General features: G+C 64.3%; 12 protein-coding genes and 1 riboswitch. Of the genes, 6 read left to right on the forward strand and 6 right to left on the reverse strand.

Going from position 1 to position 12,985, the window contains the following annotated elements; genetic code table 11:
• The 3 genes from ribBA to ribD are packed head-to-tail and all read right to left on the reverse strand — an operon-like array spanning window position 1 to window position 2,975.
• Window positions 1–1,161 (reverse strand): bifunctional 3,4-dihydroxy-2-butanone-4-phosphate synthase/GTP cyclohydrolase II, encoded by a 1,161-nt coding sequence (gene ribBA / locus AC3A6X_RS24675; protein ID WP_309962062.1) that lies wholly within the window; start codon window positions 1,159–1,161, stop codon window positions 1–3.
• On the reverse strand, window positions 1,158–1,811 hold the full coding sequence (locus tag AC3A6X_RS24680; protein WP_487844659.1) for a riboflavin synthase: 654 nt from the start codon (window positions 1,809–1,811) through the stop codon (window positions 1,158–1,160). Before AC3A6X_RS24680 ends, ribBA begins: the two co-directional genes overlap by 4 nt.
• 45 nt (window positions 1,812–1,856) lie before the next feature.
• Window positions 1,857–2,975, reverse strand: coding sequence for a bifunctional diaminohydroxyphosphoribosylaminopyrimidine deaminase/5-amino-6-(5-phosphoribosylamino)uracil reductase RibD (gene ribD, locus AC3A6X_RS24685; protein WP_487844660.1), 1,119 nt, complete (start codon window positions 2,973–2,975; stop codon window positions 1,857–1,859).
• 109 nt (window positions 2,976–3,084) lie between these two features.
• Between ribD and AC3A6X_RS24690 the strand changes: the two genes are divergently transcribed.
• From AC3A6X_RS24690 to AC3A6X_RS24715, 6 genes are read left to right on the forward strand one after another with little or no spacing between them, the layout of a single operon-like run.
• Window positions 3,085–3,726, forward strand: a complete 642-nt coding sequence (locus tag AC3A6X_RS24690; protein ID WP_487844661.1) for a GspH/FimT family pseudopilin — start codon at window positions 3,085–3,087, stop codon at window positions 3,724–3,726.
• Complete coding sequence (gene pilV / locus AC3A6X_RS24695) at window positions 3,723–4,286, forward strand: type IV pilus modification protein PilV (protein WP_487844662.1); 564 nt, start codon at window positions 3,723–3,725, stop codon at window positions 4,284–4,286. The genes AC3A6X_RS24690 and pilV overlap by 4 nt, the downstream gene beginning before the upstream one ends.
• Entirely contained in the window at window positions 4,283–5,260 is a 978-nt protein-coding gene (locus tag AC3A6X_RS24700; protein WP_487844663.1) for a PilW family protein, read from the forward strand. The genes pilV and AC3A6X_RS24700 overlap by 4 nt, the downstream gene beginning before the upstream one ends.
• The gene (locus AC3A6X_RS24705) at window positions 5,257–5,835 is read left to right on the forward strand and encodes a pilus assembly PilX family protein (protein ID WP_487844664.1); all 579 of its coding nucleotides are present in this window, start codon (window positions 5,257–5,259) and stop codon (window positions 5,833–5,835) included. The genes AC3A6X_RS24700 and AC3A6X_RS24705 overlap by 4 nt, the downstream gene beginning before the upstream one ends.
• Before the next feature lie 26 nt (window positions 5,836–5,861).
• Window positions 5,862–9,329 carry a pilus assembly protein gene (locus AC3A6X_RS24710; RefSeq protein WP_487844665.1) on the forward strand — a complete coding sequence of 1,156 codons (3,468 nt, stop codon included), beginning with the start codon at window positions 5,862–5,864 and terminating at the stop codon, window positions 9,327–9,329.
• Between the two features lie 7 nt (window positions 9,330–9,336).
• Window positions 9,337–9,798, forward strand: coding sequence for a type IV pilin protein (locus tag AC3A6X_RS24715; RefSeq protein WP_487844666.1), 462 nt, complete (start codon window positions 9,337–9,339; stop codon window positions 9,796–9,798).
• Here AC3A6X_RS24715 and nrdR read toward each other — a convergent pair whose 3' ends face one another.
• The 3 genes from nrdR to AC3A6X_RS24730 all read right to left on the reverse strand — a co-directional run bounded on the left by nrdR (window position 9,799) and on the right by AC3A6X_RS24730 (window position 12,549).
• Window positions 9,799–10,242: a transcriptional regulator NrdR gene (nrdR, locus tag AC3A6X_RS24720; protein WP_487844667.1), complete on the reverse strand. Its 444-nt coding sequence runs from the start codon at window positions 10,240–10,242 to the stop codon at window positions 9,799–9,801.
• A gap of 19 nt (window positions 10,243–10,261) precedes the next feature.
• Window positions 10,262–11,506, reverse strand: coding sequence for a serine hydroxymethyltransferase (glyA, locus tag AC3A6X_RS24725; protein ID WP_487844668.1), 1,245 nt, complete (start codon window positions 11,504–11,506; stop codon window positions 10,262–10,264).
• A gap of 42 nt (window positions 11,507–11,548) precedes the next feature.
• A riboswitch (ZMP/ZTP riboswitch) is annotated at window positions 11,549–11,674 on the reverse strand.
• A 38-nt stretch (window positions 11,675–11,712) separates the two neighbouring features.
• On the reverse strand, window positions 11,713–12,549 hold the full coding sequence (locus AC3A6X_RS24730) for a lytic transglycosylase domain-containing protein (protein ID WP_487844669.1): 837 nt from the start codon (window positions 12,547–12,549) through the stop codon (window positions 11,713–11,715).
• Window positions 12,550–12,985: the final 436 nt, after the last annotated feature.

Genomic DNA, 12,985 nt, shown 5'->3' on the forward strand with positions numbered 1-12,985 from the left:
TCATCGTTCGTCCTTCGTGAGGTAGCCGGCGATCTCCAGGCCGTAGCCCGCCGCCATGCTGGGCATGCGGCGCGGCGTGCCCAGCAGGTTCATCCGGTGTACGCCGCATTCGCGCAGGATCTGCGCGCCGATGCCGTAGCTGCGCAGGTCCATGCGGCCGCGCTCGGGCGCTTGCGCGGGTCGCGCGGTGCCGTCGAACTGCGACAGCAGCTCGGCGCCGGTCTCGCCGCAGTTGAGGAACACCGCCACGCCCTTGCCCTGGGCCGCGATGTGGGCGAGGCTGGCATCGACGCTCCAGGAGTGCAGCGAGCGGTTGACCTCCAGCGCGTCCAGCACCGAGAGCGGCTCGTGTACGCGCACGTCCACGGTGTCGCCGGCGTTCCACTTGCCGCGCACCAGCGCCAGGTGCACGCCGTGGCTGGGCTTGTCGCGGAAGGCGTGGGCAGTGAACCAGCCCCAGGCGGTCTGGATCTCGCGGCAGCCGACCTTCTCGACCAGCGTTTCGGTGCGGCTGCGGTGCTCGATCAGCGCGGCGATGGTGCCGATCTTGATGCCGTGCTCGGTCGCGAAGAGCTGCAGGTCGGGCAGGCGGGCCATGGTGCCGTCCTCGTTCATGACCTCGCAGATCACGGAGGCCGGCGAGCAGCCGGCCATGGCGGCGAGGTCGCAGCCGGCCTCGGTATGGCCGGCGCGCATCAGCACGCCGCCGTCGACCGCCTGCAGCGGGAAGATGTGGCCGGGCTGCACCAGGTCGGCGGCCACGGCATTGGGCGCGACGGCGGCCTGCACGGTGCGCGCGCGGTCGGCGGCCGAGATGCCGGTGGTCACGCCCTCGGCCGCCTCGATCGAGACGGTGAAGGCGGTCGAATGCTTGGCGCCGTTGCGCGCCACCATCGGCGGCAGCTGCAAACGCTCGCACATCTCGCGCGAGAGGGTGAGGCAGATCAGGCCGCGGGCATGGCGGGCCATGAAGTTGATGGCCTCGGGCGTGATGTGGTCGGCGGCGATGACGATGTCGCCTTCGTTCTCGCGGTCTTCCTCGTCGACCAGGATGACCATGCGGCCGGCACGCAGCTCGGCCACGATGTCCTCGACCGGGGAGATCGGCGCGGGCGTCAGGCTGCTGCGCGGGGCGCCGATGGGCGTGACGGTGGCGTTCATGGCGTTGTGTCCTTGGGGGTGGAGGGCAGGGCGCCGGCCTGGAGCATGCGCTCCACGTAGCGCGCGACGGTGTCGATCTCGAGGTTCACGCGGCTGCCGGCCTCGAGGCTGCCGAGGGCGGTGTTCTCGACGGTGTGGGGGATGAGGTTGATGCTGATCTCGCTGCCCTCCGGGCCGTCGCTCACGCTGTTGACGGTGAGGCTCACGCCGTTGACGGCGATCGAGCCCTTGTAGGCGAGGAAGCGGGCCAGGGCCTGGGGCGCCAGCACCCGCAGCTCCCAGCTTTCGCCCACTGGCGCGAAGCGGCTGACGGTGCCGATGCCGTCCACGTGGCCGGAGACGATGTGGCCGCCCAGGCGGTCGCTGGCGCGCAGGGCTTTCTCCAGGTTGACGCGGGCGCCGGGCTCGGCGAGGCCGGCCGTCTTGTCCAGCGATTCGGCCGAGATGTCGATGGTGAAGAACTGCTGCGCGGGATCGAGGGTGGTGACGGTCATGCAGGCGCCGTTGAGCGCGATGCTGTCGCCGAGGCCCACGTCGTCCAGGTAGCCGGCGGGCGCCGCGATGCCGAGCCGCTTGCCGTGGGATGAAGAGCTGCCGAGGTCGTGGACGGCGGCGATGCGCCCCACGCCGGTGATGATTCCGGTGAACATCGCGGCATTTTCGCAGAGATGCGAAGCCGCCTCAGGAAGCCCGGGCTAAAAGCGGTCGCGACCTGCGATGCGGGCGACGATGCGCAGGTCGGGGCCGAAGGCTTCGACCGACTTGAATTCCAGCGCGAGGGCCTGGTCCAGCCGGGTGAGGGTGCCCGCGGGATTCGGCTGGTTCGCGATGTCGAGGCCCTCGCCGATGAACTTCGGGGCGACGTAAAGCAGCAATTCGTCGATCAGGCCTTCGCGCATCAGCGAGCCGTTGAGCTTGTGGCCGGCCTCGACGTGCAGTTCGTTGACTTCGCGCAGCGCGAGGTCGCGCAGCATGGCGGCGAGGTCCACCTTGCCTTGGGGGTTGGCGAGGTAGCGGACGATGGCGCCCCGCGCTTCAAGGGCGGCCTGGACGGGTGCGTTGGGGGCCGCGGCGTAGATCCAGACCGGCCGGGCAGGCTCGAAGAGGCGTGCGGTGGGCGGCGTCTGCAACTGGCTGTCGACCACCACCAGCGGCGGCTGGCGTGGCGCCTCGACCAGGCGCACGTCGAGCCGCGGATCGTCCTCGAGCACGGTGCCGACACCGGTGAGCAGGGCGCCGGCACGCGCGCGCCAGGCGTGGCCATCGGTGCGGGCGGCTTCGGAGGTGATCCATTGGCTGGTCCCGTCGGGCAGGGCGGTCTTGCCATCCAGGGAGGCAGCGACCTTGAGCCGGACCCAGGGGGTCTTGCGGATCATCCGGCTGAAGAAACCGATGTTGAGTTCGCGCGCCTCCTCGGCGCCTGGGCCCACCTCGACCTCGACGCCGGCCGCGCGCAGGCGCTCGAAACCCTGGCCGGCGACCAGCGGGTTGGGGTCGGTGAGCGAGGCGACGACTTTACGAATCCCGGCTGCCGCCAGCGCGTCGCAACAGGGCCCCGTGCGGCCGTGGTGGGAGCAGGGTTCCAGCGTCACGAAGGCCGTGGCGCCGGTCACCGAAAGGCCCTTGGCCTGCGCGTCCCGCAGCGCCATCACCTCGGCATGCGGGCCGCCCACGGCCTGCGTGGCGCCGCGGCCGATCACGCCGCCCCGTTCGTCGAGGAGAACGCAGCCGACGCGTGGGTTCGGTGCGGTGTCGAGGCTGGCGTGGCGAGCCAGCTCGATGGCTTCGGCCATGGCGTTGGGTTGAAGGCTCATGCTTTTCTTTCCATCAATACCTCGAATTCTGTCCAAGCAAAAAACAGTTCGCGACATTTCCTGGATGAGTGGTCAATCTGCGCCGTCCGTCGGACGGCGGATGTGGGTCATGCCTGTGTCCAATTCACCAGGAATTTTGGTGGTCCGTCAACAGGAAGTCCGGCTCGTCATGAAGCGATTGTTCTACTCGTCAAAGCCAATGCCAGGCGCACCCCGTCGCAAGGAGGGCGGTTTCACCCTGGTGGAGGCCATGGTCGTGATCGCGATCTCCGCCATTCTCGTAGGGCTCGCCGCACCATCGATGCGCAACCTGATCGAGCGCAACGGCGTCAACCAGAGCGTCGATAGCCTGACAAGCAGCCTCGCCTTTGCGCGAGCCGAGGCAATCAAACGGGGCTTCCCCGTCATCGTGTGCCGGAGCACCGGTGCCGAGACCAACACGCCAACATGCAGTTCGAACGGCGCGTGGAACACGGGCTGGCTGGTGTTCGTGGACTTCAACAGCGACGGTAGCTTCGATTCGAGCAAGGGTGACGTCCTGTTGCGCGCGCAGGGCAGCCTAGAGAAAAACGGCACGCTCCAGCAAACCGGCGCCAGCTATCAAAGCCTCCTGTTTCGGCCGACTGGAACACTCAATCCTGCAACCGGCTTCGCCCTGACCTCCCCCTCCAACCTTGCTTCGGCGGCGCGTACCGTCTGCATAGGCGTTGGAGGGAGGGTGCGCGTCGCTTCTGGCGAGTGTGGATCATGATCAAGCTCAGAACGCGCTCCCATGCGGGCCGCATGCGTCAAGACGGAAGTTCGCTGCTCGAAGTGCTCATCGCCATCCTGATCATGTCTTTCGGCCTGCTGGCGCTCGGTGGTCTCGCCGCCGCGGCGCAACAGTACGTGAAGATGGCTCAGTTTCAATCGGTCGGCATGGCACTGGCCTCGGATCTGGGCGAGCGAATGCGCGGCAACATTGCCGGCTTCCAGAGCGACGGCTACGTGCGGACCTCGGCTTATTCGACGGAGGCAGTGACTGTTCCAACCTGCGCCACCACCGAGGCCTGCACCGTCGCCGAGATGGCCGCCATCGACATGGCGCAGTGGATTGGAGAGCTCCGGGGGCGCCTCCCGGGTGGTGATGCGTTCGTAAAACGCGACACGGTGAATACCCTGGCGACCGACATCTGGATTCTGTGGATCGACCCCAAGGCCGGAGAGCTTTCGGTGGCAGACCCCAGTGCCGATTGTCCCGCGGCGGTAACGGACGACCTCGCCACAGATGCTCCAAAACCTCGCTGCATGTACTACCGGATCAGCCTATGAACCGCCGCCAATCCTCTGCCGCCCATCGGACCACGCGTGGGCGAACGCTGGTCGAACTGCTGATCGCCATCACGATCGGCATCGTGGTCCTCGGCGCACTGACAGTCGTGTATCTCTCCACCGGCCTGAGCGGCCGGCGATCGACCGCCGTTGCGCGCATGAACGAGGACGCAGCGACAGCTCTGAGCTTCATTGCCCCGCAACTGCGCATGGCCGGCTTCAGCCTCCCTCGCAAGAGCGTGCAGCCCGGCAGCGCCATGGTCGATGGCGTGCAGAAGTCTTTACCCGACCGATTTTTCATCGGCGCGGGCATCCGGGCCTGCGACCATGGCTTCGCGAGCTCGACCGCCGCGACCTTCGCAGATCTGTCGTGCAGCACGGCTTCGACCGGTCCAGCAGCCTTTGCACTGCGCTTCGAAAGCGCAGACCCTGCCAGCACCACCGACAGCCAGCGAGAGTTGCTGCCGCCCAATCTCGATTGCCTGGGCCGTGCGATCGACGCGTCCAAGTACACGGTGGGTGAACTGAACGGCGTGTCGTACCCGCTGGTCGAATCGCGCTTCTGGGCCGCCCCTAACAGTTCCAGCGGAACGTCCGACCTGTCCTGCGCCGGCAATGGCGGCACTGGCAGTGCCGTTTTCCGCTCTCAGCCGCTGGTGCAGCACGTGGAAGACATGAGGCTGCGCTTTGGTGTGGCCAAGGATGGTCAGAGCGCCGATGTGGTGCAGTACCTCAACACGGCCGCAGAGGTCGATGCATTGGGCGGAAGCACCGATCAGAACTGGTCCAGGGTGGTCACCGTGAGGCTGTGCCTGCTTATGCGTAGCGCCGACCCAGCTCCGGCCGGCGTCGGCAGCAATTACGTCGACTGCAACGGCGGTACGGTGACGTCGAGCGACAGCGTGATTCGCCGGGCCTACGTTCAGACGATTGCGCTGCGCAACCGGAGCGGCTTTGCCGGGTCTGCATCATGAAGTCTTGCGTTGTCTCACCACGCAGCACCCTGCGCCAGCGCGGCATCGTGCTGATCATGGCGCTGATCCTGCTCATCATGATTTCGCTGATCGCGACGGTGGCGATTCGGCGTGCAACGACGGGGGAGCAAGTGTCCAAGGGGCTCCGAACACAGACAGTCGCCTTTCAGGCGGCCGAGACCGCACTGCGTTTCTGCGAGGACCAGATCCTGAAGAACACCAAGGTAACGAGCGGTACGCGCACCTTGGAGCCTGCCGACTATCCGGAGGATAGGAGGAGTAGTCCATCGCTGTGGAAGACGCGCGCCAACTGGGAGCTTTCGACCGGAAAGGCAGTGGCCATCGACACCGCTGTCGTCAATTCCACGGATGCCGCTGCGAGAACGCTGAAGGATGCGGTGCTGCCGCGCTGCATGGTCGAGCGCTTGTGGCTGCCGAGCGAGGACGGTGCGGAGGTCGAGGCCTTCCTGATCACCGCGGTGGGCTACAGCCCGGACTACCGCACCAATGCCAAGGGAACTCCGGATTCAGGTAGTGAGGTTTGGCTGCAGTCGACGATCACACGGCGGCTCTGAACCGGACAAAGAGAGGAAAAAAGCAAATGACAAACTGGATGAAGCGACTGGGTGCGCTCATGCTCGGCGTATTGCTGAGTGGTGAAGTGGGGGCTGCGATGTCCCAGATTCCGTTGACGGGATCGACCGCCTCGGTGGCGCCAAACCTGATGTTCACGCTGGACGACTCTGGATCCATGGAGTTCGAGTGCGTTCCGGACGATCTTTGTTTTCGGTACCCGAATCTGACGCTTATTGACGGAACTCCCTGGCACGGGGGGAGCGTTTACCAGCCATGGGCTTCGGTGGCTACATACAACAGCGACGTTCTCCTTGCTCGGCGCTTCCGTTCGTCGACCATCAACCCGCTCTACTACAACCCGGAGATACGTTACCGGCCCTGGTTGACAGCTAACGGTACGCGCTATCCTGAATACCCTGCAGATCAAGCGCCGTCCGATCCAAGCGATCTTTCTGTGAGGGCAAACCTTGTTGCGACCCAGACCGTTACCGCACTATGGGCGACCGAGGTGCGGGACAACTTCCATCCTTTCAGTTATCCCAAGACTGACGAAACCATCTGGCCTGCACAGTACTATCGATTGAATGCCGGCGCCTCCGGGACGGCCATTGGCGATTTCACGCAAGTCATCATTTCGGATGGGAATAGCTATCCCAAAGGGCTCAACCGTACAGACTGCGCAGGTAGCACTTGCACATTCAGAGAGGAGGCTCAGAACTTTTCCAACTGGTTCACCTACGCACGCAATCGCCTGAAGGTGGCCAGGGGAGGGACGGCCGAAGCATTCGCTGCCGTGCCCTCGGCGTTTCGTGTCGGCTTTGGAACTATCGGCAGTGTTACGCCTAAGGTCATCGACGGCGTATCTACCAAGACGGTCCTGATGGGCGTCAGGCCGTTCTCGCCTACCAATCGGCAAGCGTTTTATAACCTGTTGTTTAGTTCATTGACACCGCGCAGCACGCCGCTGCGCCGCGCCATGGACGATGTAGGACAGTACTTTTCGCGCGCGGATTCTGGTTCGCCCTGGGCCGCAGACCCCGAGAGCGGTGAGTCACCCAGCGCCCATCTAAGCTGTCGACGTTCGTTTCATGTCCTTATGACGGATGGAATGTGGAACAGTGATCCGGCCAGCACGCCGGGTGCAAACCAGGACGTCGACAACAGCAGCGGCCCCGGCATCACTCACGCCAACGGCACAAGGACTTTCACGTACACGCCCGTCGCGCCCTATCGTGGACCTAGCGACCCTTCCCTCGCTGACGTTGCAATGTACTACTGGAGCAGAGATTTGCGGACTGATCTGCCGAACGATGTGCCGGCGAGCAATTCAGATGAGCCGGGTTCAGATCCGGCGTTCTGGCAGCACTTGGTGAACTTCACCATTGGGCTCGGCATCCGCGGCAATAGAAGCAATCCGGAGGACTGGCCCGGGCTGCTCGCTGGAACGGTAGGTTGGGGTTCTCCGAAGGCCGACGATATTGCGAATGCAGATGATCTCTGGCACGCCGCGGTCAACAGCCGAGGCAGGTCAGCCAGCGCCCAGAACGTAGTGGAATATACCGACGCGCTGAAGTCGATGATCACCACGATAGTCGCCAGCAGTGGTCGCAGGGAGGCTGGTATTGCGGTGTCGGGGCGCAGCTATGCGTCGACGACTGCCAAGTACATCCCCAGCTACAAAGCCGGCGACTGGACGGGTGAGGTCGAAGCCCAGCGGCTGAGCGACGGCAGCACGCTCTGGTCTGCATCGAACAGGCTGCCGGAGCCGGCGGACCGCAACATCTACACACTCAAGCAGGAAGACTCTACGGGTGTGGCTTTTACCGCCGCCGCGATGAGTACTACAACCCAGACCCTGCTCGGTGTCACCGAGCCCGCGAAGCTGATCGGTTATGTGCGCGGCGAGCGGAGCGAAGAGCAAAACACCTACCGCAAGAGGATCTCGGTGCTGGGCGATATCGTCAATTCAACTCCCGTGCTGGTGAAAGACCTCGTAGACAGTCAGTACGACTTTCTCCCGGACACCACGCCTGGGCAGAGCAGCTACCTGCGCTATTTGAAGAGCAAGAAATTCCGGGCTCCTCAACTCTTCGTGGGCGCCAATGACGGGATGCTGCATGCGTTTAATGCAGACAGCGGCGTTGAGAGCTTTGCCTTCGTGCCCCGGACCGTGCTGGGGCAGCTCAAGGACTTGGCGAATCCGGCCTATGACCACAAGTATTTCGTCGACGGACCCTTGACCGAGGTCGATGTCTACGACAACACCGACAGCAAATGGCGAAACCTGGTCGTCGGCACCGGGGGCGCGGGCGCGAAGAACCTGTTTGCGATCAATGTGCCCGTTCCGTCCATGCCAACGAGTGGCAATCCGACGGCGCTGTCTGCCCAGCAATCGGCGCCTGGCGCAGCCGACATCCTGTGGGAAATCAACAGTGACAATCCGGACTACAGCGAGCTGGGGCATGTGCTGCAGGCGCCGGAGGCGGGCATCATGCAAGACGGCACCTCGGTCATCATCACCGGGAATGGCTACAGCAGCGCCAGCGGACGTTCTCGGTTGTATGTGATAGATGCGCGGACAGGCGCGCGCATCAAGGTCCTGAGCCCAGCTCTCAGCAGTTCCTCCGCCGGCCTCGGTGGCGTAAAGCTGGTACGCGACGCCAACAAACGCGTTGTGGCCGCCTATGCGGGTGACCTTCTGGGCTTCATCTGGAAGTTTGATTTCTCGTCTGCCGATCGTTCTCAATGGCGCGTGGCTTTTTCTGGCAGTCCGTTCTTCTGGGCAACAAACAGCGCGGGTGTGGTCGAGCCCATTACGGCTGCGCCCACCGTGGTGCCTCATCCGCTCGGCGGGGTCATGGTCCTTGCAGGTACGGGCAAGCTGTTCGAGAGCGATGACGCATCCAGCACGGGCCAGCAAAGTCTCTACGGCATCTGGGACAAGCCAACGCTGGGTGGTTATGTAACAACCGCCGCCCTCGTGACGCAGACCATCACCCCTTTGACGATCAATGGCAGCACTGGTGACTACTTCGCCATCAGCAGCAACAGCGTGGACTACGGCACTGGCGACACCGCCAAGAAGCGCGGCTGGAAGATCCGAATGACTATCGCCCCCGGCCAGCGGCAGATCTATGCGCCGCAGATCGAATCGGGTCGTGTGCTCTTCGACACCATGGTGCCCGGCGGCACGGCCACCGGCTGCACTGCGACGCAGCCCCAGGGTTATACCTTCGTGCTCGATCCCTTCACGGGTGCGCCCAGCCAGGACGGCCCGACTTTCGATACCAACAATGACGGCACGTTCACGGCGGCGGACAACGTCACTGCCGCAGTGACGCGTTTCTTATCGATCGGGCAGCGCCGGATTGTGCGGGTTCGTGGGACTTCCGAGGCTGGGCTTGAAGGCGCGGATTCCACCAGGAAGGTCAAGCTGGGAGGAACGCCGGTCAAGCGCCAGTGGCGGCAGATCGCCACGCCTCCTTCGTATTGAGCTGGCAATGACAATGATTAACCAAACACGCCGGCGCCAAGGCGGCTTTACCCTCATCGAGGTGATGATCGTGGTCGCGATCGTCGCCATCCTGGCCGCGATCGCCTATCCGAGCTATCTCGAGTCAGTGCGCAAGTCGAAGCGCGCCGAGGCGCGCGCACAGCTCATGGAAGCGGCGCAGTACATGCAACGCTTTTACTCGCAGAACGACAGTTTCAAGCGTGCGATCGGGGAGACCACAGACATGACACTGCCGGACACGCTAGCAACCGTGCCACGACAAGGTGCGAAGAACTACACGATTGGCTTCGTGGCCGGCACGCGGGCCGACAGTTCTTTCAATCTCGAGGCCGTACCGACCGGGTCGATGGACGGAGATCGCTGCGGCACACTGCAACTCGACAACACAGGGCTTCGGGGGATTGCGAATGCCAATACTGGCTTGACCCCTAGCGACTGCTGGCGCTGATCAGATATCCCGCAGCAACTGCCTGAACTCGTCCACGTCCTCGAAGCTGCGATAGACCGAGGCAAAGCGCACGTAAGCCACCTTGTCCATGCGCTTGAGTTCGCGCATCACCAACTCGCCGACTTTGGTGGACTCGATCTCGCGCAATCCGCTGGAAAGCAGCTTCTGCTCGATGCGCAGCAGCGCATGGTCGATCTGCTCGATGCTCACCGGCCGCTTGCGCAGCGCCAGCATCATCGAGGCGCGGACCTTCTTGGCGTCGAAGTCGGCGCGGCTGCCGTCCTTCTTGACCACCACTGGGAAGTTGACGTCCGGCCGCTCGTAGGTGGTAAAGCGCTTTTCGCAGGTGCCGCACTGGCGGCGGCGCCGCACGAAGTCGCCATCCTCCGACACGCGGGTCTCGACGACCTGCGTTTCGAGATGACCGCAGAAAGGGCACTTCATGCGGACGCCATGCGGGTGATCAGCGGTAGACCGGGAAGCGGCTGGTCAGCGCGTGTACCTTGGTGCGCACCGCCTCGATGGTGGCGGCATCTCGCGGGTTGTCCAGCACATCGGCGATCAGGTTCGCGGTGAGGCGCGCCTCCTCGTCCTTGAAGCCGCGGGTGGTCATGGCGGGCGTGCCGATGCGCACGCCGCTGGTCACCATTGGCTTCTCGGGGTCGTTGGGGATGGCGTTCTTGTTGATGGTCATGTGGGCGCTGCCCAGTACGGCTTCGGCCTCCTTGCCGGTGATGCCCTTGGCGCGCAGGTCGACCAGCATCACGTGGCTTTCGGTGCGGCCGCTGACGATGCGCAGGCCCCGCGCGCTCAGCGTCTCGGCGACGATCTGCGCGTTCTTCACGACCTGCTGCTGGTAGGTCTTGAATTCCGGGGACAGCGCTTCCTTGAAGGCCACGGCCTTGGCTGCGATCACGTGCATCAGCGGGCCGCCCTGCAGGCCGGGGAAGATCGCGCTGTTGATCGCCTTCTCGTGCTGCGACTTCATCAGGATGATGCCGCCGCGCGGGCCGCGCAGGCTCTTGTGGGTGGTGGAGGTCACCACGTCCGCGTGCGGCACGGGGTTGGGGTACACGCCCGCGGCGACCAGGCCGGCGTAGTGGGCGATGTCGACCATGAAGATGGCTCCGACATCCTTCGCCACTTTGGCGAAGCGCTCGAAGTCGATGCGCAGCGAGTAGGCCGAGGCGCCGGCGATGATCAGCTTGGGCATGGCGTCGTGCGCCTTGCGCTCCATCGCGTCGTAGTCGATCTCTTCCTTGTCGTTGAGGCCGTAGCTCACGACGTTGAACCACTTGCCGCTCATGTTGAGCGGCATGCCATGGGTCAAGTGGCCGCCTTCGGCCAGGCTCATGCCCATGATGGTGTCGCCTGGCTTCAAGAAAGCCAGCATCACGGCCTCGTTCGCCGAGGCGCCGCAGTGGGCCTGTACGTTGGCTGCATCGGCGCCGAAGAGCTGCTTGACGCGGTCGATGGCCAACTGCTCGGCGACGTCGACATGCTCGCAGCCGCCGTAGTAGCGCTTGCCGGGATAGCCCTCGGCGTATTTGTTGGTGAGCTGCGAGCCTTGCGCAGCCATGACGGCCGGGGAGGCGTAGTTTTCGCTCGCGATGAGCTCGATGTGCTGTTCCTGCCGGGCGTGCTCGGCTTGAATGGCGGCCCAGATTTCGGGATCGGTCTGTTCGACCAGGATGTTCCGGTTGTACATGGCAGTCCTTTGAGAACGATGGTCCTTGTTCTTCAACCAAACAAGGGCTGCCCAGGCGAACGGCTGAACGCCTGCTTGGCACCGCAGGCGGCACGCTTCCCAGTGGTCATCCACGTCAGCGCCAGCACCTGAAAAGGGCTGCGCCTATCGCCAGTCGCGCGCCGTGGGAGTGTAGCCGACGGCTTCGGCCGGCGCCGCAAAAAGGCCTAAAGATCCGAGACCAGCGCCACCTTCTGCGGGCTGTCGCCTTCCGGCTTGGCCGGCGCCACCACCGGCAGGGGCTGGGCCCGCACGCCGGGCGGCGTGGGGGCGGTGGAGGGCGCACGGCCGGCGATCACCTGCTGCAGGCGCGCGTGCTCTGCCATCACCTTGCCCGCATAGCCGCCGTCGTCCGGCAGGTTGGCCGCACCCACGTAGTATTTGAGGCCGCCTTCGAGCGAGCCCGCCCGCGCGATGCATTCCTGCAGCACCTTGACGCCGACGCGCATGTTGGTCACGGGGTCGAAGGCGGTGAGGGTGCCGCCCGCGCTTTCGTATTTCTCGCCATGTACCCGGGTCATCACTTGCATCAGGCCCTGGGCGCCGACCTGGCTCTGGGCGAAGGGGTTGAAGCTGGACTCGACCGCCACGATGGCCAGGATCAGCGTCGGGTCGAGCTTGGAGCGCTTGCCGAGCTCGAAGGCCTCGGACACCAGGACGCTCAACGGCTCGACCGCCACGCGGTACTTCTTGCTCAGCCAGTAGGCAACCGCGGCCTGCGGCTTCGGCAGTTCATGCGGGCTGGCGGCCGTGGTGCGGTCGATGGCCGTGGGCTCGAGCTCGATGGTGGGTTCGGGCGGGGCCTTGCGCGACTGCAGCCAGCCCATGAGCTGTTCTTCGCCCGACTGGCGCAGGTCCGGCCGCGCGGCCAGCGCCAGCACGGCGAACACCGTGGCGAGCCCGAGCAAGGCAAAGCCGTTGTGGGTCACTTCGAAAAAGCCTTCGGCCACGTCGGACGTGAAAGTCCTCAGCCCTCGGGCTGTGGCAGCAAACGCCTGTTTCATCGCTCTTCCTCCTTCTATGCGGCACCTGGGTCGCAGCGCCGGAAGGCGGTGGTCGAAGGCGGCGGCGCTTTGTGGATTGGTACGAATCAGATACCGCGCGAGAGGGGTTAGAGCGCGGCCGCCTGATTAAGCCGAAAGAATTCGGCAGCGGGTGTAGGACAGAACCCGACCGGCAGATGAGCGGCTCGGGTAGCGCAGATTTTAGGAGGCGCTTAATACCCGGTCAAGCATAAAGAACTGACAAATTATGCTATTTGTAAGCTTTGGAAAGAGCGTGCATCGCCATGCGCTGGCCCATTGAAAAGCTTATTTTGCAATCTCGTGACGGCAGGCCTACGCTGATGTGGCCTGAGGTTTCAGGCGTTTAACCGAGGTCCGGTAACCGGGAGAGATCCATCGAACGGTTCAGAGGCCGAGGCCCCATGGTGGCAATCTC

This window comes from Variovorax sp. Soil_C_12, from assembly GCF_057657375.1.